Annotated in this window: 24 protein-coding genes and 1 pseudogene; 19 read left to right on the plus strand and 6 right to left on the minus strand. The window is 64.4% G+C overall.

Annotation, left to right across the window (positions count from 1 at the left end; all coding sequences use genetic code 11):
* Nucleotides 1–6: 6 nt before the first annotated feature.
* The 14 genes and pseudogenes from ABCV34_RS14915 to arsB all read left to right on the plus strand — a co-directional run bounded on the left by ABCV34_RS14915 (nucleotide 7) and on the right by arsB (nucleotide 13,156).
* On the plus strand, nucleotides 7–1,353 hold the full coding sequence (locus ABCV34_RS14915; protein ID WP_345796999.1) for an AMP-binding protein: 1,347 nt from the start codon (nucleotides 7–9) through the stop codon (nucleotides 1,351–1,353).
* Entirely contained in the window at nucleotides 1,350–1,715 is a 366-nt protein-coding gene (locus ABCV34_RS14920) for a hypothetical protein (RefSeq protein WP_345797000.1), read from the plus strand. The genes ABCV34_RS14915 and ABCV34_RS14920 overlap by 4 nt, the downstream gene beginning before the upstream one ends.
* Nucleotides 1,712–3,457, plus strand: coding sequence for a glycosyltransferase (locus ABCV34_RS14925; protein ID WP_345797001.1), 1,746 nt, complete (start codon nucleotides 1,712–1,714; stop codon nucleotides 3,455–3,457). The genes ABCV34_RS14920 and ABCV34_RS14925 overlap by 4 nt, the downstream gene beginning before the upstream one ends.
* On the plus strand, nucleotides 3,454–3,870 hold the full coding sequence (locus ABCV34_RS14930) for a thioesterase family protein (protein WP_345797002.1): 417 nt from the start codon (nucleotides 3,454–3,456) through the stop codon (nucleotides 3,868–3,870). The genes ABCV34_RS14925 and ABCV34_RS14930 overlap by 4 nt, the downstream gene beginning before the upstream one ends.
* Nucleotides 3,867–4,553, plus strand: coding sequence for an outer membrane lipoprotein carrier protein LolA (locus tag ABCV34_RS14935; protein WP_345797003.1), 687 nt, complete (start codon nucleotides 3,867–3,869; stop codon nucleotides 4,551–4,553). The genes ABCV34_RS14930 and ABCV34_RS14935 overlap by 4 nt, the downstream gene beginning before the upstream one ends.
* On the plus strand, nucleotides 4,525–6,846 hold the full coding sequence (locus ABCV34_RS14940) for an MMPL family transporter (protein ID WP_345797004.1): 2,322 nt from the start codon (nucleotides 4,525–4,527) through the stop codon (nucleotides 6,844–6,846). Before ABCV34_RS14935 ends, ABCV34_RS14940 begins: the two co-directional genes overlap by 29 nt.
* The gene (locus ABCV34_RS14945; RefSeq protein WP_345797005.1) at nucleotides 6,840–7,406 is read left to right on the plus strand and encodes a DUF3261 domain-containing protein; all 567 of its coding nucleotides are present in this window, start codon (nucleotides 6,840–6,842) and stop codon (nucleotides 7,404–7,406) included. The genes ABCV34_RS14940 and ABCV34_RS14945 overlap by 7 nt, the downstream gene beginning before the upstream one ends.
* Before the next feature lies 1 nt (nucleotide 7,407).
* Nucleotides 7,408–8,598: a beta-ketoacyl-[acyl-carrier-protein] synthase family protein gene (locus ABCV34_RS14950; protein ID WP_345797006.1), complete on the plus strand. Its 1,191-nt coding sequence runs from the start codon at nucleotides 7,408–7,410 to the stop codon at nucleotides 8,596–8,598.
* Nucleotides 8,595–9,068 carry a 3-hydroxy-fatty acyl-ACP dehydratase gene (locus tag ABCV34_RS14955; protein WP_345797007.1) on the plus strand — a complete coding sequence of 158 codons (474 nt, stop codon included), beginning with the start codon at nucleotides 8,595–8,597 and terminating at the stop codon, nucleotides 9,066–9,068. The genes ABCV34_RS14950 and ABCV34_RS14955 overlap by 4 nt, the downstream gene beginning before the upstream one ends.
* Entirely contained in the window at nucleotides 9,065–9,802 is a 738-nt protein-coding gene (locus ABCV34_RS14960; RefSeq protein ID WP_345797008.1) for a 3-ketoacyl-ACP reductase FabG2, read from the plus strand. Before ABCV34_RS14955 ends, ABCV34_RS14960 begins: the two co-directional genes overlap by 4 nt.
* Nucleotides 9,799–11,025 (plus strand): beta-ketoacyl-ACP synthase, encoded by a 1,227-nt coding sequence (locus ABCV34_RS14965; RefSeq protein ID WP_345797009.1) that lies wholly within the window; start codon nucleotides 9,799–9,801, stop codon nucleotides 11,023–11,025. Before ABCV34_RS14960 ends, ABCV34_RS14965 begins: the two co-directional genes overlap by 4 nt.
* A gap of 97 nt (nucleotides 11,026–11,122) precedes the next feature.
* Nucleotides 11,123–11,785 (plus strand): 4'-phosphopantetheinyl transferase superfamily protein, encoded by a 663-nt coding sequence (locus ABCV34_RS14970; RefSeq protein WP_345797010.1) that lies wholly within the window; start codon nucleotides 11,123–11,125, stop codon nucleotides 11,783–11,785.
* Nucleotides 11,786–11,880: 95 nt separating this feature from the next.
* Nucleotides 11,881–12,000, plus strand: a pseudogene (locus ABCV34_RS14975) (transcriptional regulator); the annotation flags it as partial.
* Between the two features lie 58 nt (nucleotides 12,001–12,058).
* Nucleotides 12,059–13,156: an ACR3 family arsenite efflux transporter gene (gene arsB, locus ABCV34_RS14980; protein ID WP_345797011.1), complete on the plus strand. Its 1,098-nt coding sequence runs from the start codon at nucleotides 12,059–12,061 to the stop codon at nucleotides 13,154–13,156.
* A 51-nt stretch (nucleotides 13,157–13,207) separates the two neighbouring features.
* On the opposite strand, the gene ABCV34_RS14985 is transcribed toward arsB, so the two are convergent.
* The 3 genes from ABCV34_RS14985 to ABCV34_RS14995 all read right to left on the minus strand — a co-directional run bounded on the left by ABCV34_RS14985 (nucleotide 13,208) and on the right by ABCV34_RS14995 (nucleotide 15,861).
* On the minus strand, nucleotides 13,208–13,834 hold the full coding sequence (locus ABCV34_RS14985; protein WP_345797012.1) for an epimerase: 627 nt from the start codon (nucleotides 13,832–13,834) through the stop codon (nucleotides 13,208–13,210).
* Nucleotides 13,835–14,029: 195 nt separating this feature from the next.
* A complete protein-coding gene (locus ABCV34_RS14990) occupies nucleotides 14,030–14,953 on the minus strand; it encodes a DMT family transporter (protein ID WP_345797013.1) in 924 nt (307 codons plus the stop codon).
* The gene (locus ABCV34_RS14995; RefSeq protein ID WP_345797014.1) at nucleotides 14,950–15,861 is read right to left on the minus strand and encodes a LysR substrate-binding domain-containing protein; all 912 of its coding nucleotides are present in this window, start codon (nucleotides 15,859–15,861) and stop codon (nucleotides 14,950–14,952) included. Before ABCV34_RS14995 ends, ABCV34_RS14990 begins: the two co-directional genes overlap by 4 nt.
* A gap of 139 nt (nucleotides 15,862–16,000) precedes the next feature.
* Between ABCV34_RS14995 and wrbA the strand changes: the two genes are divergently transcribed.
* The 5 genes from wrbA (at nucleotide 16,001) to ABCV34_RS15020 (ending at nucleotide 19,978) form a co-directional block, all read left to right on the plus strand.
* On the plus strand, nucleotides 16,001–16,594 hold the full coding sequence (wrbA, locus tag ABCV34_RS15000) for an NAD(P)H:quinone oxidoreductase (RefSeq protein ID WP_345797015.1): 594 nt from the start codon (nucleotides 16,001–16,003) through the stop codon (nucleotides 16,592–16,594).
* Between the two features lie 114 nt (nucleotides 16,595–16,708).
* On the plus strand, nucleotides 16,709–17,458 hold the full coding sequence (ypfH, locus tag ABCV34_RS15005; RefSeq protein WP_345797016.1) for an esterase: 750 nt from the start codon (nucleotides 16,709–16,711) through the stop codon (nucleotides 17,456–17,458).
* A gap of 77 nt (nucleotides 17,459–17,535) precedes the next feature.
* Entirely contained in the window at nucleotides 17,536–18,498 is a 963-nt protein-coding gene (gene msrP / locus ABCV34_RS15010) for a protein-methionine-sulfoxide reductase catalytic subunit MsrP (RefSeq protein WP_345797017.1), read from the plus strand.
* Nucleotides 18,498–19,118, plus strand: coding sequence for a protein-methionine-sulfoxide reductase heme-binding subunit MsrQ (locus ABCV34_RS15015; RefSeq protein ID WP_345797018.1), 621 nt, complete (start codon nucleotides 18,498–18,500; stop codon nucleotides 19,116–19,118). The genes msrP and ABCV34_RS15015 overlap by 1 nt, the downstream gene beginning before the upstream one ends.
* A 38-nt stretch (nucleotides 19,119–19,156) precedes the next feature.
* Entirely contained in the window at nucleotides 19,157–19,978 is an 822-nt protein-coding gene (locus ABCV34_RS15020) for a DUF2520 domain-containing protein (RefSeq protein ID WP_345797019.1), read from the plus strand.
* A gap of 32 nt (nucleotides 19,979–20,010) precedes the next feature.
* On the opposite strand, the gene ABCV34_RS15025 is transcribed toward ABCV34_RS15020, so the two are convergent.
* The 3 genes from ABCV34_RS15025 to ABCV34_RS15035 form a co-directional block, all read right to left on the minus strand.
* The gene (locus tag ABCV34_RS15025; protein WP_345797020.1) at nucleotides 20,011–20,751 is read right to left on the minus strand and encodes a MipA/OmpV family protein; all 741 of its coding nucleotides are present in this window, start codon (nucleotides 20,749–20,751) and stop codon (nucleotides 20,011–20,013) included.
* Nucleotides 20,752–20,857: 106 nt separating this feature from the next.
* Nucleotides 20,858–21,586, minus strand: coding sequence for a gamma-glutamyl-gamma-aminobutyrate hydrolase family protein (locus tag ABCV34_RS15030; protein WP_345797021.1), 729 nt, complete (start codon nucleotides 21,584–21,586; stop codon nucleotides 20,858–20,860).
* A complete protein-coding gene (locus tag ABCV34_RS15035) occupies nucleotides 21,583–22,218 on the minus strand; it encodes a 2-hydroxychromene-2-carboxylate isomerase (RefSeq protein ID WP_345797022.1) in 636 nt (211 codons plus the stop codon). The genes ABCV34_RS15030 and ABCV34_RS15035 overlap by 4 nt, the downstream gene beginning before the upstream one ends.
* Nucleotides 22,219–22,222 lie beyond the last annotated feature (4 nt).

A 22,222-nucleotide genomic window follows, 5' to 3' on the forward strand; every position in this document is an offset into this window, starting at 1 on the left:
TTGCCCATGGCCGCGTGGTTGAATGTGAGTCGGCAGACCGACGCGGTGGTTGTGCGCAACGGAACCCGGCTTCTTTCGCGTGCTTGCCTGCGGGCGCAGGTGGTGGCGCTGGTCAGGCAGCTCGACGCCCGGCCCGAGCAGCGCTGGGCCTTGTGCTTCGACGATAGCGGCGCCTTCCTGGTGGCTCTGCTGGCGACGCTGCACGCCGGGCGCACGCCCGTCATTCCTGGGAATCTGCAGGAGGCCGCCCTGCGCGAGCAGGGCGCGTACTTCGATGCCATGCTGACCGACCGGCCTGCCTTGCAGCGGTCCTTGGGCGGACTCGACCTGACTATGCTGGATGCGCCGATGTCGGCCACCTCCGCCACCCAGACCGACGAACTGCCGCCGCTCTCGCCGCAGGCCTCGCTGGAGCTGTTCACATCGGGATCTACAGGCGCGCCGCGCCGAGTCGTGAAGACCGTGGCAGCCATGGACCGCGAGGCGGCCTGGCTGGCTGCCCAGTTTGGTGTGCAACTGGCGGGCTGCACGGTCGTGGCCTCGGTGACGCATCAACATTTGTATGGGCTCACCTTCCGGATTTTTCTGCCGATGGCGCTGATGCTGAGGCTGCATGCCAGGCAGATCCTGTACCCGGAAGCGCTGGGCGTGCTGCCCTGTGATCAGCCGCTGGCCTTCATCAGTAGCCCGGCCTTTCTCAAGCGCCTCGATGTGCGTCTGCACGCCCCCGATGTGCAGTGGCTGCTCTCCGCCGGCGGCGTACTGGCGGGGGGCGATGCTCGGCGAGCGGCTGATTGGTTGGGGGTGGTGGCTCATGAAATTTATGGCAGCACGGAAACTGGCGTGCTGGCCTGGCGCCAACGCGAACCGCTGGATGCCCGTTGGCAGGCCTTTGGCGCCGTCCAGTTTCAGGCGTTGTCGGATGGCTGGCAAGTGCAATCGCCACTCATCGATGCCCCCGAGGGGCAGGTGCTGGAAGATCAGCTTGAGTTCGACGCTGATGGCCGTTTCCGGCTGCTGGGGCGTCGTGACCGCATTGTGAAAATCGAAGAGAAGCGCGTGTCCCTGGACGAGGTCGAGGCCCGCGTGCGGGCTCTGGAAGGGGTGCGGGATGCCGTCGCCGTTTATCTCGACCGGGCCGGGCGGCAGGGACTGGGTGTGGTGTTGACGCTGTCTGCGCCCGATGGGCAAGCATGCGGTGAAAGCCCTGGTCAGCAAGCAGCCTGGCGCCAGCAGTTGCGTCGGTGGCTCGAACCCGTGGCGATCCCGAGGTATTGGCGGGTCGTCTCAAGCATCCCCTGCAATAGCATGGGCAAGCGCGTGCAGCCCCAGCTGCTGGAGCTCTTTCCATGAAGCCGGTCGAGGTGCGGCGCCAGTGGCTGGCAGCGGACCAGGTCCTGCTGTGGCTTCACTTGCCTGACGATCTGTTCTGGTTTCAGGGGCATTTCGAGCAATGCCCCATTTTGCCGGGCGTGGCCCAGGTGGATTGGGTGCTGGATTACGCGCAGGCCCTGTTTGGTGCCACGGCTTTCTTCGGCGGCCTGGATCAGGTGAAGTTTCAGTCGCCGGCCCGGCCCGGCGATACGCTGCGGCTGTCCCTGCATTGGCTTGCCGACCACCTGCGGCTGGATTTCGTGTATGAGCTGGAGGATCGCGATACACGCCACCCGATCAGTCGAGGCCGGGTGCGCTTCCTTGGACAGGGAACATCATGAACGGCAAACCCGTGACGAGCGCCCCGGGGGGCACGGCAGGTGCGGACGGCCTGCGGTGTTGTATCGTCATTCCCTGCTACAACCACGGTGCCAGCCTGCCGGCGGTCTTGGACCGCCTGGCGGCGTTTGGCCTGCATTGCTTTATCGTCGATGATGGCAGCGAGCTGGCCACCCGGGTGCGGATCAATGCCCTGGACCGGCAGCATGCCTGGGTGACGGCTCTGCATCTGCCCACCAACCAGGGCAAGGGTGGGGCGGTGCTGCATGGCTTTCAGGCTGCGCGGCAGGCTGGTTACCAGCACGCTTTGCAAATCGATGCCGATGGCCAGCACGAGATCGATGACATTCCCCGGTTGCTTGCCGAGGCCCGCCGTCACCCTGATGCGCTGGTCTCCGGGCAACCGGTGTACGACGAGTCCATTCCCAAGGCGCGGCGCTATGGCCGTTACCTCACGCACGTCTGGGTCTGGATCGAGACCTTGTCCCTGCAGATCCGGGATGCCATGTGCGGCTTTCGGGTCTATCCGTTGGCACCGGTGCTCAGCCTGGTGCAGCGGGTGCCCATGGGGCGCTACATGGATTTCGATCCCGAGGTGATGGTGCGCCTGTACTGGGAAGGGGTGCCGGTGCGCTTCGTGCCTACACGTGTGATCTATCCCGAGGGTGGGCTGTCCAATTTCGATGCAGTACGCGATAACGTGCGCATCAGCTGGATGCATACGCGACTGTTCTTTGGCATGTTGTGGCGCCTGCCACAGCTCCTTTCCCGGCGCAGGGCATCCCATTGGGCGCAGCGGGAAGAGCTCAAGGGGCTGCTGGGCATGCGCATCATGATGCGCCTGTACCAGACCCTGGGGCGTGGCGCCTTCGAGTTGGCTTTGTATCCTGTGGTGGCGGTGTACTGGCTGACCGCCGGGGCCGCGAGACGGGCGTCCCGGCAGTGGCTGGAGGCCGTGTGCCGGCATGCCGCTGCCACTGGGATGGCCTTGCCGCGCGGCTTGAACAGTTACCGGCATTTTCGCCGCTTTGCCCAGGCCATGCTTGACAAGATTGCCGGCTGGCGTGGTGACCTGGTGCTGGGGCGTGACGTGGTGCTGGCCCCTGGGACAGAGGCGGTACTGCACCCCTCGATGCGGCGCGGCACCTTGATCCTGGGCGCGCATCTGGGGGATCTTGAGGTCTGCCGCGCACTGGCGGAGCAGATGTCGGGCCAGGTCGTCACCGCACTGGTCTTTACGGATCACGCCCAACGTTACAACCAGATCTTGAAGGAGTTCTCGCCGCAGGCTACCGTGCACCTCCTGTCGGTGCGCGAGCTGGGGCCAGAGACGGCGCTCATGCTCCAGCAGAAACTGGATGCCGGCGAGTGGGTGGCGATCCTGGGCGACCGCCTGTCGGCCGGGCGCACGCGGGCGCAGGCCCAGCGCATCGTGTATGGCGCGTTCATGGGCCGCCTGGCCCCGTTCTCGGCGGGCCCCTTCGTTCTGGCAGCGACCTTGCGGGCACCGGTGGTGCTGCTGTTTGCCTTGCGCGACGGCCCGCAGCGCGTGATTCATTGCGAATCTTTCGATGCCCCGCGCCTGATGCCGCGCAGCGAGCGCCCCCAGCGTCTGCAGGCTATGGTGGACCGGTATGCCCAGCGGCTGGAGCACTACGCTTTGCTCTCGCCGCTGGACTGGTTCAATTTTTATGATTTCTGGCAGGCCCCGCACCAGGCGGATCCAGCCAAGGAGACGCCATGACTGGCGATCGCAGACAGGCTCAGATCGAGCTGACCATCCCGTTTCATGACGTGGATATGATGGGAGTCGCCTGGCACGGCCACTATGCGCGCTACTTCGAGCTTGCCCGCGAGGCGGTGCTCAATCAGATCGGCTTTGGCTACAAGGCCATGCGCGACTCAGGCTATGCCTGGCCCATTATCGATTTTCAGGTCCGCTACCGGCACGCCTTGCATCATGAACAGAGGGTGCTGGTGCGTGCGCGTATCGGAGACTACGAGAACCGTCTCTGCATCGATTATGAGATCCGCGATGCGCAGACCGGCAAGCGCCTGACGACGGCCCAGACCCGGCAGGTGGCGGTGGAAATGGCGACCGGCGAGATCTGCCTGGCCAGCCCCCAGGTACTGCTCGACAGGATGGCGGAGGTATGATGACGGCCGTTTTTCAGAAGCAGCTTGCGCGGTCCAAAGGACGGTTCAGGGACGGTGCCCGGATGTGGGCCTGGTTTGTTGGTTTAGGGATCAGTCTGTTGTGTCTGGGACTGGCACCAGTGCCGTCACATGCCTGGACGTTGAGCCAGGTGCAGCAGCAGCTGGCCAGCCGCCCGGTCGTGCGGGCGCAGTTCGAGCAGTCGCGATGGATTGGGACGATGCCCAAGCCCCTGAAGTCCAGCGGGCGCCTGATCATGGCGCGCGACCGTGGCCTGTGGTGGCAGCAGGAGCAGCCATTTGGCCTGACGCTGGTGCTGACCGATACCCGGATGATGCAGCAGGTGGCTGGACAGGCTCCCGAGGTGATGACGGCCGACTCCAGCCCCCAGATGTTTGACGTGGTGCGCCTGTTGCGAGCGGTCTTGCAGGCGGATCAGGCCGCCTTGCAACAAAATTTCCGGATGGATTTCAAGACCGTTGATTCGGGCTGGCATTTGCATCTGCAGCCCAGGACATCGCCGCTGGATCGTCTGTTTGACGCGATTGATCTGGGCGGCACGGCGCATTTGCGCACGGTGGTGCTGAAAGACCACCAGGGTGACCGTACGGAAATTCATTTCAGTGACCCGCTTCCCGGGGCTGATGTCTTAAGCAATGCCGAAACTCAGCACTTTCAATTTTAGGGCGGCGCTGCTCTGGCTGGCTGTGTGTCTGGCGGCGGCCTTCTGGCTGGTGGGCCGCTGGACGAGCGTGCCGATCAACAGCAGCGTGCTGGCGCTTTTGCCGGTGCAGTCGCAGGATGCGGCGCAAGCCGAGCTCGAAACGGCGTTCACGCGCCGGCTGGATCGCCAGGTGGTCTGGATGCTGTCCCCGGGCACTCAGCCTGATCCCCTGCTGGCGGCCCAGTGGCGCGCGCGGATGGCGGCAGTCCCTGGGGTGCTCGAGGTGCAAGGGCCCATGACCCCCCAGCTGCGGCAGCAGTGGCTGCAGTTCTTCTATACCTATCGCAATAGCTTGCTGGATGCTCAGACGCGGGCGCGCCTTCAGGCGGGGGGCAACGCTCAGGCGCAGTGGGTACTGGCGCAGTTGTACTCAGCCTTTGCCGGCGTGGGCCATCAGGAAATCGCGCGTGACCCCCTGATGCTGGTGCGCGGCACACAGATGGCGCTTCTGCAGGGGGCAGGGTCCCTGCGGCTGGTCGATGGCTGGCTGAGCACGCGTGATGCCGAAGGGCGTTTCTGGTATTTTTTGCCCGCCCAGCTGCAAGCCTCCAGTTTCGATGTGAGCCAGACTCAGGCACTGGTGACCGCGTTCCAGCGGGAAGAGACTGCGTTCCTGGCCGACCATCCTCAGGCCCGCGTGCTTTCGCGTGGCAGTCTGTTCTATAGCGAACACGCGGCGCAGCAGGCCGGGCACGATATCACGGTGATTGGCAGTGTCACGATTCTGGGGGTCGTGCTGCTGATACTGGCGGCTTTTCGCAGTCTGCTGCCCTTGCTGCTCTGTATCCTGTCGGTTGGCATGGGCGCCCTGTGGGGGACGACGCTCACTGTGGCCCTGTTTGGTGAAGTGCACCTCATGACGCTGGCAATGAGTCTGAGTGTCGTGGGGATTTCGGTCGATTATGCCCTGTACTATCTGGTCGAGCGCCGCTCGCGGGTGGTCGAGGAATCGCCCTGGTGCAGCATGGGGCGCGTGCGCCCGGCGCTTTTCATGGCGTTGGGCACCAGTGCAGTGGCGTATCTGCTGCTCACGCTGGCGCCATTCCCCGGTATCCGTCAGCTGGCGGTCTTCGCGGCGGCGGGGCTATGCGCAGCCTGCCTCACGGTTGTGTTCTGGCACCCGATCCTGGCCAGGCCCCTGCGTGCCGCGCCTGTCCCGTGTTTGCGGCAACTGGATGCGTGGCTGCAACTGTGGCGGACCCGGCGACTGGTGCGCGTGGGCGTGCCAGTGCTGCTGGCCGGGTTGGCCGTCCTGGCCCTGAGCCGGTTGCCCTTCAGTGACGATATTGCGCAGCTCCAGGAGCCTCCCGCCCGCATCCAGGCGCAGGATCGACACATCACTGAACTGACTGGCCAGAGCATGGACCAGAAGTGGTTCCTGATTGCGGGGCAGTCTCCTCAGCAGGCACTCGAACGCCTGGACGCGTTCGTTCCGCAGCTTGCCCAGGCGCAGGCGGCGGGCTGGCTGCAGTCGTATCGGGCCTTGCCGTTGCATTCCCTGAACCGGCAGGCGGAGGATCAGCAACTGCTTCAGTCGGCAGCCACCGAGGTGCGGCAGGCACTGGCGGCCACGGGTCTGGAAATGCCCCAGGCCGACACGCGCCTGACCCCGCTGGAGCCCGAGGTCTGGCTGCGCAGCCCCGCCAGTCAGGGCTGGCGTCTGTTGTGGTTGAGCCTGCCGAATGGTGCCAGCGGAGTGCTCGTGCCCGTGGCCGGAGTTCGCCAGGAGGCTGCACTGGCTGCGCTGGCGCAGCCTGCCGCGGGCATCCACTGGGTGGATCGCAAGGCAGCCTTCGATCAGCTGTTTGCCCATTACCGCCAGGTGCTCAGTCAGCTTCTGCTGCTGGCGTTGGGGGGCGTCTGTGTCGTATCCATCGTCCGGCTGGGATGGCGCCGGGGCCTGCGCACCAGCGTCCCATCGCTGCTGTCGCTGGCCCTGGGACTGGGGGCGCTGTCGCTCTTTGGACGCAGCGCCAATCTGTTCTCGTTGCTCGCCCTGGTGCTGGTGTTGGGGATTGGCATCAACTACACCATTTTCTTTGGCAATTCCAGAGGTACCCCTCGAACCTCGCTGTTTGCCGTACTGCTGGCAATGCTGACGACGCTCCTGACGTTGGGTGTGCTGGTTTTCAGCAGCACCCGAGCCATCAGCAGTTTTGGCATTGTGCTCAGTGCCGGTATTTTCGCGGCCTTCTTGCTGGCCCCTCTGGCGCTGCCCGACCAAGCGTCTCATCCGACGAATCCTTCATGTTGAAACGCCTGTTTGTCCTGATCTGTCTGCTGCTCCTGTCGGCTTGCGCCAGCGTGCCTGATGGCGTACATCCCGCAGCCTGGCTCAAGCCCGGCGTGCGTGTATCGCTGCCGCAGGCTGGGCTGACACCAGCTATCCAGGCGCATCAGCTGCTTACCAGCCGCTACCGGGAGCGTGAGCACGCGCTCATGGTTGTGCTTGATGCCGATGCCAGACGCTTGTCGCTGGTGGGGTTGTCGATGGTAGGCGTGCGGCTCTTCACGGTTCAGTATGATGAGCGCGGCCTGCAGGCACGCCAGGAGATCGTGGCGCCAGGCTTGCCGCCCGCAGCGCAGGTGCTCTCCGACATCATGCTGAGCTATTGGCCGGTCGCCGCGTGGCAGGCCGTTTTGCCCGCCGGCTGGCATCTGGTGGACGAGGGCTTGCAGCGTCAGTTGCTGGACCCACAGGGCGAGGTCGTCACGCGTGTCGATTACGAAGAGGCTTCTGGGGGACGCCGGCCTGTGCAGGTGCGGCAGACAGCTTTTGGCTACGAGATTCACATCCGGAACCTGGACGATTGAGATGATTTATTGCGCTGCCGCCGGACTATGCAGTGCCCTGGGCCACAATCTGCAAGAGACCGCCACCAACTTGGCTGCGGGCCACGCGCCCGGCATGTGGCTGCGAGATGGCTGGCTGCAGGATGGCCGGCTCGCCATGCTGGGTGGCGTGGAGGGTGATCTGCCGCCGATGCCCGATGCCTGGACGCGTCACGATTCGCGCAACAATCGCCTGTTGCTGCAGGCCCTTGGGCAGATTCACGCCGAAGTCGAGGCCAGCGTGCGGCGCTTTGGACGGGCTCGGGTGGCCGTTGTCCTGGGCACCAGCACATCGGGTCTGGACGAGTCCGATCGACATTACAGCCGCGTCGTGGGCGCCGCGGGTGCTGACGAGGGCGGCAACGGGCCGGATGGCTATCACTACGAGCAGCAGGAACTTGGCGACCCCTCGCGGTTTTTGTCCGGCCATCTTGGGCTTATCGGTCCGGCGTATACCGTCTCGACAGCCTGCTCCTCCAGCGCCCGGGCCATCATCAGTGGCTATCGTCTGATTGCTGCCGGTCTGGCCGATGCCGCCCTTGTGGGTGGGGCCGATACCCTGAGCCGCATGCCGATCAATGGCTTTGACAGTCTGGAGTTGCTCTGTACGGATCTCTGTCAGCCCTTTGCCCGTGATCGGCGGGGCATCAATATCGGCGAAGGGGCCGCACTCATGCTGCTCACGCGCGAGCCGCACGCGGTTGCGATCCTGGGCATTGGCGAATCCAGCGATGCATGGCACATGTCGGCACCCCACCCGGAAGGTGCCGGTGCGGTTCGCGCGATGCGGATGGCCCTGCAGGGTGCCGGACTGCCGGCTTCCGAGATTGCCTACATCAATTTGCACGGCACAGCCACGCAAGCCAATGATCAGGTCGAGGCGCAGGCTGTGGCGCAGGTGTTTGGTACCCGGACGCCCTGCAGCTCGGTCAAACCGCTGATGGGGCATACGCTGGGCGCGGCAGGTGCCTGCGAGGCCACCTTGTGCTGGCTGCTCCTGACGCAGCCGCTGGCCTTGCCCGCCCAGGATTTCAGCCGTAGCCCGTTGGATGATCGTCTACCTTCCTTTGGTTTGCTGCAGGCACCGGGCCTTCTGCAACGACCGTTCATCATGTCCAATGCCTTCGCCTTTGGCGGCAATAACACGAGCTTGATTCTGGGGGCCGCGTCATGAGCAGTTTTCGGCCGGTCCGCCATTATCTGCCGCACCGGGCCCCCATGCTGCTGCTTGACGAGCTGCTGGCAGTGGATGATGACACCTGTCATTGCCGGGTGACTGTAAGCCGCGCGGGGGTACTGGCTCCGTTTGTGAACGCTGATGGCGCCGTGCCGGCCTGGTTCGGCCTGGAGATCATGGCACAGGCTGTGGCGGTATGGTCGGGTTGGCACCAGCGGCGGGAAGGCGCCCAGGACATTGCTCTGGGTATGCTGCTTGGGTCGCGGCAATTCACGACCGAAGTGTCTGTTTTTGCTGCCGGCGCCGTGCTGGACGTGCGTGTGACACTGCTGGCGCGCGATGAGCGTATTGGTGGTTTCGACGCCGATATCCACCAGGGGGCAGCCCTGTTGGCCCATGCCCGGCTTACCACCTGTCAGTTGGCTACCCACGAGCTGACGGCATTATTTGAAAGAGGTTCTGGATGACTCGGGTTCGTTCGGTTCTGGTCACAGGGGCCAGCAAGGGGATTGGTCAGGCCATCGCCTGTCGCCTGGCATCCGATGGCTTTCACGTGGGGGTGCATTATCACCACGATCTGGCCGGGGCTTCCGCGACGCTGGCTCGCATCCATGAGGCGGGTGGGCAGGGACGCTTGATTCAATTCGATCAGGCGGATCGCACCGTGTGCCGCGAGGTGCTTGAGCGCGATATGGATGTACATGGTGCTTGGTATGGCATCGTCTGCAATGCAGGCGTGGCGCGGGATGCCACTTTTCCGGCGCTCACGGATGTCGATTGGGATCTGGTCATGCGGACCAATCTGGATGGTTTCTTCAATGTGGTGCAGCCCTGCGTCATGCCCATGATCGGCCTGCGCCAGGGCGGGCGCATTCTGACCTTGTCATCGGTGTCCGGCCTGATCGGTAATCGCGGCCAAGTGAATTACAGCGCGGCCAAAGCGGGCCTCATCGGCGCCACCAAGGCACTGGCCGTCGAACTGGCCAAGCGACGCATCACAGTCAATTGCATTGCACCAGGTCTGATCGACACCACCATGGTGCAGGTCGAGCCGGAGGCTCTGAAGCAGGCCATGAGCATGATTCCGGCCCAGCGCATGGGTACGGCGCAAGAGGTGGCTGGCCTGGCTTCGTATCTGATGTCCGACATTGCTGCTTACGTTACACGGCAAGTCATTTCAATCAACGGGGGGATGGCATGAACCGCGTGGCGATTACCGGTATGGGCGGGGTGACTGCCTTTGGCGAAGACTGGACCAGCATTTCAGCGCGTATTCGCGAGGGTCGCAATGCCGTGCGCCGGATGCCCGAGTGGGATATTTACGATGGGCTGGGGTCGCGGCTGGGGGCACCGGTGGTGGATTTTTTGCTGCCGGGGCACTACACCCGCAAGAAGATCCGCTCGATGGGCCGGGTGTCCTTGCTCGCCACCCGGGCCACCGAGCACGCCCTGGCCATGGCCGGGTTGGTCGATGATCCCGTGTTGACGAGCGGTGCCACGGGGGTCGCCTATGGTTCGTCCACCGGCAGCACGGGGCCCATCAGCGACTTTGCCGTCATGCTGGTGGAAAAACACACGCGCAACATTACCGGCACGACCTATGTGCAGATGATGCCGCATACGGCGGCCGTCAACGTGGGTCTGTTCTTTGGCTTGCGGGGCCGTGTCATTCCGACCTCCAGTGCCTGCACCTCCGGCAGCCAGGGCATCGGCTACGCCTTCGAGGCTATCCGCCATGGCTTGCAGACGGTGATGGTGGCGGGGGGAGCCGAAGAACTCTGCCCGACAGAGGTGGCAGTGTTCGACACCCTGTTTGCCACCAGCCAGCACAATGACACTCCGCAGCTCACGCCGGCGCCGTTCGATCAGCGGCGCGACGGTCTGGTGATCGGCGAGGGGGCGGGTACGCTGGTGCTGGAAAATATGGATCATGCCAGGGCGCGCGGTGCCCGCATCTATGGCGAGGTGATCGGCTTCGCGACCAATTGCGACGCCACGCACATCACTCAGCCCAATTGGGAGACCATGCAGGCCTGCCTGCAGCAGTCGCTGGACATGAGTGGTCTGGCCGCGTCCGATATTGGCTACATCAGCGCCCATGGGACGGCCACCAGCCGAGGGGACGTGGCTGAATGCCGCGCCACGGCCAATGTCTTTGGCGTGGATACGCCGATCTCCTCTCTGAAGAGCTATTTCGGCCATACTCTGGGGGCGTGCGGGGCGCTGGAGGCCTGGCTGGGTCTGGAGATGATGCAAGAAGGCTGGTTTGCGCCGACGATCAATTTGCGGCAGCCCGACCCCGAATGTGCCGAGCTCGATCACATCATGGGTGCAGCGCGGCCCGTGCAGACCGAATTTTTTCAGAGTAATAATTTTGCCTTTGGCGGGATTAATACGTCGTTGGTGATTCGGCGGGGCGAGTAGGTCAGTGCCCATCTCCTTGGCCATAGGCGCAGCCATCTCTGTGCCCGCATCATCGCCGGGACCTGCTGGCGAGGGCCCTGGCGCGCAGGCTCGCCTTGTGCTGGCGCCCATCGACGAGTATGGATCCGAGGCCATGGCGCAGGCGTATCTGTCCGCGGCGTTCCTGGAACAAGCCCCTGGCGATCCCGCGCCACGAGCAGCCTGGCTGGCTGGGCGAGTCCTGCTGTCCCGTTTGCTGAATCAAGGGCTGCTGCCGCCTCTGCCGGTCGCCCCGTCGGGGAAGCCGCTGCCCGTCAGCCCCGCCATGCCAGCCTTCAGCATCAGCCACAGCTGTGGTTTCATTGCCGTGCTGTTGGGCCCGGATGGCCAGTCTGTCGGCTGCGATATTGAGCGACTGCGTCCGCGCAAGGGCCTCATGGATATCGCTCGACATTATTTTTCTCCACCGGAAGTCGCCCATCTGGAGCAGTGTTCGGCCCGCATGGCTGGGATCGCCAAGGGCGGCGTCAATGAGCAGACTACCGCCTTCTGGAAGTCCTGGACCCTGCGTGAAGCTATCCTGAAGCAGCAAGAGCGTAGCGTCTGGGATATGGCTGACATCAGGCTGTGGCCCCAGCCTCCTTATAGCGACGTGCATGCCGTGCAGTGCTGGCACAAGGATGGCATATCCATTGCCTGTTGCCTGACCGAGCCGGCAGAGGTCGTCATCGAGTCTTTGCATCATCGAGCAACATCAGGAATTGACCCCCGGATTGTTTGAAGTGGCCCCGTTTGGGAATGCGACAACAATTCAGTTGTATCCTGGACTTGCCTGTGCGCAACACGCCGCTATATTATTCAACGATAGTTGAATAGTTGATTTATCGCGCTGATTTCTCATGCATGAATGACCTTTTGGGCTACCTGACAGAGCACTGCTGTCAGGGTGGCACCTGCGAGGTCAGCCCCAACGAAACCGCTTGTCAAACCTGCTGAACCAAGAAAACTCCATGAAACACCTGCATGCCCGTCTGTCTGTCGATGACCTGATGCCATGTTCTGGCCGCGCGAGCCGCACGACATCGGTCATGTGCGAGAGGAAAGCATGAGTGTCTTCGAGCGTTACCTGACCCTATGGGTCTTTCTCTGCATCGTCGCTGGCGTTCTCCTGGGACAGGCGGCCCCTGGCGCTTTCCAGATCATCGGGAATGTGCAGGTGGCCCAGGTCAACTTGCCGGTGGGACTGCTCATCTGGCTGATGATCATCCCCATGCTGGTCAGGGTGGATTTCGGCGCGCTGAGCCAGGTGCGCCGGCACTGGCGCGGCATCGGCGTGACGCTGTTCGTGAACTGGGCCGTCAAGCCATTCTCGATGGCCTTCCTGGGGTGGCTATTCATCCGGCAGGTGTTCGCGCCGTGGCTGCCTGCCGCTCAACTCGATAGTTACATTGCGGGGCTGATCCTGCTGGCAGCGGCACCGTGTACCGCAATGGTGTTCGTCTGGAGCCGGCTCACCGGCGGCGATCCACTCTTCACGTTGTCCCAGGTAGCGTTGAACGACACCATCATGGTGTTCGCCTTTGCACCGGTTGTGGGGCTGCTGCTGGGCTTGTCGTCCATCACCGTGCCCTGGGCGACGCTGCTGACCTCGGTGGTGCTGTACATCGTCATTCCGGTCATCCTGGCTCAACTCTGGCGCCGGGCGCTGCTGCGTCGTGGCCAGGCTGTTTTCGATGCCACCTTGGCGCGCGTTGGCTCGCTGTCCATTGCCGCATTGTTGTTGACGCTGGTGCTGCTCTTTGCCTTCCAGGGGCAAGCCATCATCGAGCAGCCCCTGGTGATCGCCATGCTGGCCGTGCCCATCCTGGTCCAGGTGCTGTTCAATTCGGCGCTGGCGTACTGGTTGAACCGGCGCGTGGGCGAACAGCACAATGTTGCATGCCCCTCGGCCCTGATTGGCGCGAGCAACTTCTTCGAGTTGGCCGTGGCCACCGCCATCAGCCTGTTTGGCTTTCATTCGGGCGCGGCACTGGCGACCGTGGTGGGGGTATTGATCGAAGTGCCTGTCATGTTGCTGGTGGTGCGGGTGGTCAACCGCACCCGGGGCTGGTACGCCTGTCGTGTCCAGACACCCGCCCAGGAACCGGCCTGATGAATAATGGGCAGGCTTCAGTGGCCCGCTACAGTAGTCGGGTCGCCCGTCTCAGGGGTTCACACGATCCACGTCGATCGCACTGATGGTCATATTGTCCACCACCGTGGGCATGGGGGTCATGCGGGCACTCTGCAACATGGCGCGTCCGATCGCCCGGGTCGTGGTGAACTGCTTTGGGGCCAGCCAGCACAATAGTGCCAGGATCGGGTCACCCAGCCTGTAGACCCATCGGCGGGCGGGATAAGGGGAAATTTCGCCCTGCACCGGCCGGGCGCCGCCGGGGCGCAGGCAACACAGGGGAATGCCTAATGCGCGCAGGGCCTCTTCGGCTTCTCCCTTGATCCGGAACGGCATCAGACGGCTATGGACATCGGCACCCATACCCGAGATATACAAAAATCTGCCCTGGGGGTTGGCCGCGGCGTACGCTTTAGCGACCCGGACGGTCATCTGAACGGTCACCTCGCGATAGGCTGCCTCGCTCAGGCCCAGGGGTAACGGGCCGGCGCAATACAAGCAGGCGTCCAGCCCCGTCAGATCCAACCGGCTCAGGCCGTCCTCTGAAAAAACGTCAGCCTGCAGAAGATCGACCCGTGCATCCGCGATCCGGATCGGGTGCCGCACCAGCAGGACGATCCGGTCGATCGATGTATCCTGCAAGACAGTTTTGAGCACACCCTGTCCGACCAGACCGCTAGCCCCGACAATCAAGATACCTAATCCCATCGCGCCACCTACGCTCTGTCGATACCTGTTCCGACAGCTTAGAGCAAACCGCGGTATGGGAGAAGCTCTTCCAGGTGCGGTGGATCCGTGATGGGCGCATGCCACACGGCGATTTGACCGGGTAGGACCGGTCGCCGCATGTGATCAGACCTGGCTGGGGACGCGGACGAGCGGCCGCCGGCCGCGCTGGCGCCACTCCACGTAGCTGATGGTCAGGCCGCTGAATGCAATGATCGCGATGCCCAGCCAGGTGAACTGGTCGGGGAACTGCCCCCAGATCAGCCACCCTAGCGCCGTCGCGCTGATGATCTGCAGATACAGGAAGGGCGACAGCACGGACGCCGATGCGTTGTGGTACGCGCGGATCTGCAGCCAGTGTCCCAGCGCCCCCCAGACACCGGTGCCTAAGAGAATCGCCCAGCCGGTGGGGCCCAGCGCCGCCAGCGCGGGCAATGCGTCCGGCAGGGCGAACGGCAGGCCTACAAGCAGCACCAGACTGCCGACAGCACCGCTCCAGAGCAAGGTGGTCAGGGGGTCGTCCTGGGCGAGCAGGCGGTTCGAGATGTATTGTCCGGTGATCAGGGTGGCGGTCAGCAGGCCGAACAGCGTTCCGGTCAGATCCAGGCCCGCACCCGGGCGGATGACGATGAGTACGCCGATGAAGCCCGCGATGGCGGCGACCCAGCGGGACAGACGGGCCGGTTCGCCCAGCAGCCAGGGGGCAAGGGCAAGCACCAACAAGGGCGCCAGAAAGTTGATGGACGTGGCCTGCGCCTGAGGCAGGTGGTGCAGCGCCGTGAACATCGACAGCGTCGAGCCGAGCATGAACGTGGCGCGCAGGACCTGGCGGCCGGGCCTGTGGCTGCGCAAGATGCCAGGCCCTCGCGCCGGCAGCACGAAGGCCAGCACCAGCAGGCAATGCACGATGTACCGCACGGCACTGAGCACGAGCAGCGACACCCCCAGGCCCATGATCCACTTGCCGCTGGCGTCCAGCCCGGACAGCACCCAGGTGGACAGCACCAGCTGGAGAATGCCCGCAATGGGCCTGCCGGTTGTTGTGATCATGGTTGTGTCCCGTCGGTCAGGACGGATTTCAGGACGTCGATGAATGCGATGGTGCTGCGCGACAGCAGGCGCCGGCCCAGAGTCACGCACCAGACATTGACGGAGGGCAGACTCCATTGTGGCAGGACGCGCTCGAGTTCGCCCCGGCCCAGCAGTTCGTCCGCGAAAGTTTCCGACAGGCCGACGATGCCGAGCCCCTCGGCCGCCAGTGCCTGCAGCAGACCCACGGAATTCGCTGCCAGTATGCGTTGCGGTATGCCCTCCCAGTGCTGGCCGCCGCATGACAGCTGCCACGGTTGGTACCGGCTGGTGCTGGGCGTCAGCATCAGGCCCATGTGCTCCAGCAGATCGGCTGGTTCGCGCGGCTGGCCGCTTCGTTGCAGATAGCCCCGGCTCGCGAACAGGCCGCTGCGCAGTGTCGCAATGTGGCGCGCCACCATCGTGCTGTCATCCGGCAGGTGCGTCGCGGCGCGCACGGCGACGTCGAAGCGTTCGGTGGCCAGGTCGACCCGGCGCACGGAAAGGTCCAGTTCCAGCTGGACGTCGGGATATCGCTGGCTGAACTGCGTGATCAGTTGCGTGACCAGCAGCTCGCGGTATTCCGGTGGCAGCGAGACTCGCAGAATGCCGCGTGGCACCGCGTGCTCGTGCTGCGCGGCGGCCACCGCATCTTCGTGCTCGTTCAAGAGCCGGCGGGCATGATCCAGCATCTGTTCACCGAACTCGGTCAGCACCAGGCTTCGCGTGCTGCGTTGCATCAGGCGTTCGCCCAGGGCGGTTTCCAGAGAGGCCAGGCGCCGCGACAGGGTGGCCTTGGGAATGCCGATCCTTTCCGAGGCGCGCGTGAAGCTGCCGGCCCGGACAACGTACGCGAACAGGATCAGATCGTCCGCGTGCAGATTATTCATTGCCATAGCCTGGATTGTCTCAGAAATGAAATTCTATTTGTCGAATTTGCGTATTTATTCTTGCATTCGATCCCAATAGACTGATTGATTGAAACTGACGGACAGTTCTTTCCAACTTCTACCCCCCAAGGAGCAATCCATGAGTGTGAAACTCGCCGTGATCTATTACTCGACCTACGGAACCAACGACCAGATGGCCGCCCTGGCAGCCGAGGCCGCCCGCGCCGCGGGCGCCGAGGTGCGCCTGCGCAAGGTTCAAGAAACGGTGCCCGAATCGGTTGTGGCCAGCGTAGAGGCCTGGAAGGCGCAGGCCGACAAGATGGCCGCCATCCCGACGGCGACGGCCGACGATATGGAATGGGCCAATGCCTATCTGTTCTCGGCGCCCACGCGCTTTGGCGTGCAGGCAAGCCAGATGCGCGCCTTCATCGACTCGCTCGGCGGCGTCTGGGCCAAGGGCGGGCTGGCGGGTAAGGCGGTATCGGCGATGACGTCGGCGCAGAATACCCACGGTGGGCAGGAAGCCACCCTGCTGTCCTTCTACACGACCGTGATGCACTGGGGCGGGATCGTCGTGGCCCCGGGCTACACGGACCAGTGCATCTTCAAGTCGGGCGGCAATCCTTATGGTTACAGCCACACGATGGGTGCGGAATTCACCGAGGACGACAAGGCCTCGATCGCTCATCAGGCACGCCGGCTGGTGGACATCGCCGGCAAACTGGCCCGCTGATCCGGACCCGGACCCGCATCCCGGTCGCCGCGGCCAGGCGCTGCAAAGGGTGACCGCAGCCGATCCACCGTCGGCTGCGGTATCCTGATGTCTGGCGCCCCCCAGGAGTCTCTCTTGCCTGATTCGTCCGATATGCGACCCGATCCGCTGTGCATTCTCCCGTCCGGCGACACGCCGGCTCAGTTGTTTGTCCTGCTCCATGGTGAATCCTCGGATCCGGGGCAGTTGTTGCACCTGGTGGCCGCGATCCGGGAGGCCTTTCCGCAGGCGGTCATTGTCCAGCCCTATGGACCGTTCGGCGCCGACCAAGGCCGGCGCTGGATTGCGGATGCCAGTCCGGACGCGCAATCGTATGTCGGGCTGGTCGCGGACGCCGGCGCATTGCTGACGCGCGAGGTTCTGGCCTGGCAAAGCCAGCACGGCCTGAGCGGCGAGCAAACCGCTCTGGTCGGTTTTTCGGAAGGCGCGGCAGTGGTGCTGGATGCCGTGTGCGCGGTCCCTGGCCTGGCGGGTCGGGCGCTGCTGTTTTCCACGCGTTTCGCCGCATTGCCCGAAGTCGCACCGGCCGTTTCCACACTCCACCTGCTGCATGGCGCGGAGGACCGCGTCGCTCCGGTGGATCAGGCGCGCCAGGTGCATGCCCGTCTGGCTGAACTGCAGGGTGACGTGACGCTGGACATCGCCTCGGGCGTTGGCCACGACCTGCATGCGGCGCTGATCCGGCAGGCGATCGTCCGGCTGCAGACCTGCGTGCCATTGCGCAGCTGGGAGGCCATGCTGGGTTCCCCCGATCTGCGGGTCGATGAGTACAGCGCCGATGCGCCGGGGGAAGACGGGGATGTCGGACCCAGAACGCTGCATTAAGATGGCAGGATACGGATCGCGGGCGCGGCGCGCCCGCACCGTGTGGCCTTTCGAGGCCGTTCCCACAGGAGGCTGCCATGCACGTCGAACAGAGTCGGGATATTCCACCATCCGGGATCACGCCGGAATCTGTCTGGCTTGGGCGGCGACGCTGGTTGCGGCAGATGGCGGCGGGTTCGCTTGCATTGGGGATGGGCGGCCTGGCACGTGCCAGCGCCGGTGACGGGCCAACCGGGCCGGTGCTGCCGGCGCCGCCCAATGCCCGCTGGTCGACGACCGAAAAGCCCAATAGCTGGCACGACATTACCACCTACAACAACTTCTACGAGTTCGGCACGGGCAAGGGCGATCCAGCCGAATACGCCGGGCGCATGCGACTGCGGCCTTGGGCCGTGAAGATCGATGGCGCGGTGGGCAAGCCCATGACGCTGGATCTCGACGACCTGCGCAAGCTCGCGCCGCTCGAAGAACGCGTCTACCGGCTGCGCTGTGTCGAGGCCTGGTCCCTGGTCGTGCCCTGGATCGGCTATTCGTTGTCGCACCTGCTGCAACGGGTCGAACCGACTGCGGATGCACGTTATGTCGTATTCACGAGCGCCGTGCAGCCGGATGTGATGCCCGGTGTGCGCCAGCGGATCCTCGATTGGCCCTATGTCGAGGGCCTGCGCATGGATGAGGCCATGCACCCGCTGACCTTGCTGACGTTTGGATTGTATGGCCACGATCTTCCCCCGCAGGATGGGGCGCCGCTGCGCATCATCGTGCCCTGGAAGTACGGTTTCAAGTCCGCGAAATCGCTGGTCCATATCCGCCTGCAGGCCGAACAGCCGGTGAGCAGCTGGATGCGGGCGGCACCCGACGAGTACGGCTTTTACGCCAACGTGAATCCCTCCGTACCCCATCCACGCTGGAGCCAGGCGACGGAACGGCGGATCGGGACCGGGTTTTTTGCCTCACGCATTCCGACGCTGCCTTTCAATGGCTATGCCGAGTCGGTGGCGGGGCTCTACCAGGGGATGGATCTGCGGCGGAATTTCTGATGCGATCGGGTGTGTGGTTGCGTGTTGGGGTGCATGCCGTCGGCCTGTTTCCGTTGGCTCGCTGGGTTGTGTTGGGCGCAACGCAAGGCCTGAGCGCCAATCCGCAGGAATTTCTGACCCGGTCGTCCGGCGTTTGGGCGCTGGCCTTGTTGTGGGCCGTCCTGTGCGTGACGCCGGCGCGCCGGTTGACGGGCTGGACGCGGCTCGTCAGGTACCGGCGCGCGCTGGGGCTGTATGCGTTTTTCTACACGGTACTGCACGTCATTGCCTGGGCGATCTGGGATCGTGGGGGCGCGCCCGCCGCCATGTGGACCGACCTGTGGCAACGGGATTTCATCGGTGTTGGGGCTATCGCCGTGCTGCTGCTGGTGCCGCTGGCACTGACGTCCACCAACGGATGGATCCGGCGCTTGGGGCGATGGTGGCGACGCCTTCACTGGCTGATCCATCCGGCGGCCGTCCTGTCCGTCCTGCATTTCGAGTGGATGCGCGCAGGCAAGAATGATTTTCTGGAGCCGCGCATCTACGCGGTCATCCTGGCGGTGCTATTAGGGGTTCGCTTATGGTGGTGGTGGGAAAATCGGGCGAAGCAACGCTTCGATCAGCATCGTTTGGGGTAGGCTTCATCGGTGCCGGGCGCCTGGCCCGAGCCCTGGCCTTGGCATTGCAGGGGGCTGGCGTGCCGGTTGCCTGGGTGGCCAGCCGCCATGCGGAAAGTGCCCGCCTCATGGCGCAGGGCCTGCGGGATTGCCAGGCCAGCGATATCCAGCGATTGGCGGATCAATGCGATCTGGTCTTCATCACGACCCCGGATGCCGGCATCCCTGATGTAGCCCGCGCCGTCTCCTGGCGTGCCGGGCGGATGGTCGTGCATTGCAGTGGCGCCACACCGGTGGCCGTCTTGCAGCCGGCTGCGGACGCCGGGGCGCTGATTGGCGGTTTCCATCCCATGCAGGCCTTTGGGGCCGATGTCCAGGCTGCGGTCGACAGTCTTCCAGGCTGCACGGTGGCCATCGAGGCCGCCGATGCGGATCTGAGTGCCCTCCTGCATGATCTGGCGCATCGCGTCGGGTGCGTCGGCCTGAGCCTGCCGCCTGGAGCGAGGGCGCGCTATCACGCGTCAGGCGGCTATGCGTCGCAGCACGTCCACGTTCTGCTGGCCGAAGCCGTGCGTTTGTGGCAATCCTGGGGTGCGACCGAGCAGCAGGCGCTGGCAGCGCTGCTGCCCTTGTTGCGCGGCACGGTGGAATCCCTGGCGCGCAGCGGCGTTGCCGGCGGTATGCCAGGGCCGGTCTCACGCGGCGATGCCGGGACGGTGCGCCTGCATCGTCAGGCGCTGCAGGGCCTGGATCCGGAAATGCGCGATCTATATGATCGTCTGTGCCGGCGCGGTGTCGTTCTGGCCCAGGCCGCGGGGCGCCTGGATGATGATCAGGCCCAAGTCATGGAACGGCTATTGCGGGAACTGCCTGGTGCTTGATCCGAGGGCTTTCCGTCGGACGGTCGTGCGCCTCAGAAAGCGTAGCTGCCGCCCACCAGTGTATGGAACTGGGTTTTCTGCCGGACCATCGGGCTGTCGGCCGCCTGGCCCACGAGGCGACTTGTGCCGACCAGACTGGTGAGGTTCAGCCGCTCGGTCACCGCGTAATTGACGACCACGCGCGCGGAGACGTCCTTGACGCCGGAGGTCGGCTGATAGGTTTCCAGCCCGGACTGGCGGGACTGGTCGCCGTTGATGCCGAAATAGCTGTCCATGTATTTTTCATTGGCCCAGGTGGCGCCGACGCTGGGTGTCAGGCGCACGCTTTCCGTCACAGCGTAGGGGTAGGAGACGCGCGAGTCGACCAGCAGGCCGCGATCGCGGTGTGTGACCGCCTGGGTGGCGGCGATACCGAAGACCGCACCCGCGATATTGGTGGATAGCCCCAGCCGGGCGCCGATGGCATCGGACAGGCCGCCGATGCCCGGCGGCACGTCGTCGCTGCCATATCCCCACATCATGTTCAGTCCCGCCTCCAGCGTCAGGCGCTTGGTCTGGATGAGATTCAGGCCGACGCCGTCTTCGGTGCGGGCGTAGAACCGGCCAAACTGGGCGTTGACGAGGGGGATCGTCCTGCCTTTGTATTCGTCGGATCCTTCGTAGCGCGGGATGGCGGCCACGCCAGCCCCCAGCGTCATGCGATTCTGGCCTTCGGCCTGCGCGGTGCCCAGGATCGAAAATCCCAGCAAAATCAGTGCGATGCGATGGCGCAAGGGCGTGCGACCGGATTGTCGGGGAAGGACGCAGCGAGGAAACATGATTGCAGCTTTGGTTGTATCAGGTAACGGATGTGCATCCTAGTCGTGTGCCGCGCGCCCGTCAAGGCGCGGTCGCGGCGCCGCAGCGGGACCGGATGAAGTTCAGGATCCAGCGGCCGACCAGCAGGTCGTTGACCGGCTGCCGCAGGCTGTGCCGGGCGGCCAGGATGCGCTCCGCCGACACCCCCGTTCGTCTCAGCTCCAGCAGATCTTCGAGGTAGGCGCGGGAAAATTCCGGGTGCCCTTGAATGCCCAGAAAGACATCGCCCACCTGCATCATGTAGATGGGGCAGAATCCGCTGTGCGCCAGGATGCGGCCCTGAGGCGGAAGCTCGGCCACCTGATCCTGATGGCTGGCCAGCAATTCCAGAGTCGGAGAATCCCAGGGGGACATCCAGGGTTCCTGCTGGCTCAGTGTGACCGGATAGGCGCCCAGGCCCCAGCCATTCACGCTGCGTTCCACCCGGCCGCCCAGCGCCTTGGCCATCAGTTGGTGGCCGAAACAGATGCCGACCAGCGGTTGGTGGGCCTGCCACAGCGTCCGGATGAAACGTTCCAGTGATGCGATCCAGTCGGCATCGTCGTTGGCGCCGTATTTCGAGCCGGTGGTGAGCCAGCCGTCGAAGCCGTCCGTCCGGTCGGGAATCCGCCCCTCGTGGCAGGCAAAGACCTGGAGTTCGACCTCGGGATCGACCGATCGCAGCAGGGTCTGGATCATGTCGGGATAGCTGCCGTGCCGCTCGATCAGCGGTTGCGCGACGTCATCGCATTGCAGTAAGCCGATTTTCATGTTTGTTGCCTCGCCCACAGGCGGATCGTGTCGAACCGATCGAAGCCCCAGAAGGGTTCGCCATCGATCAGCAGGAAGGGCGAGCCGAAGACGCCCAGGGCCAACGCATCGTCGTTGGCTTGGCGTAGCAGGGCCTTGACGGGTTCCGATGCGATCGCATCGGCCAGGGGCGCCGTCGCCAGACCCACTTCGCCCGCCAGCCGGAGCGCCTGGTCGGCCTGGCCGATGGGCACGTTATCCACGTAATAGGCGCGAAAGACGCGGTGGGCGTAAGCGATGGCCAGATCCGGATCGGTCTGGCTCACGTGCAGCATGATGCGCGCCGGCGCGACCGCGGCAATGGGAAAAGGGTCTGGCAACCGGAAGGGAATATCGTGCAGTCGTGCCGTGCGCAGCATATCGTGCCGGGAATAATCCCCTTTGATCGGGATTTGCACCAGGGGGGCCGTGCCGGTGGCCTGGAACATGGGCCCCAGCAGGATGGGGTGCCAGCGTGTGGCACGCCGCAGTTCCCGGGCCAGGGCGTCTATCCGCGTGCTGGCGAAGTATCCGTAGGGCGATGAGAAATCGAAGTAGAAATCGATCGCGGCGGATGCCGTCGTGGGACGACCTTGCGGGTTCCGGTTGACCATCGGA

The sequence above is a fragment of the Castellaniella sp. MT123 genome, from assembly GCF_039614765.1.
GTDB lineage: Bacteria > Pseudomonadota > Gammaproteobacteria > Burkholderiales > Burkholderiaceae_B > Castellaniella.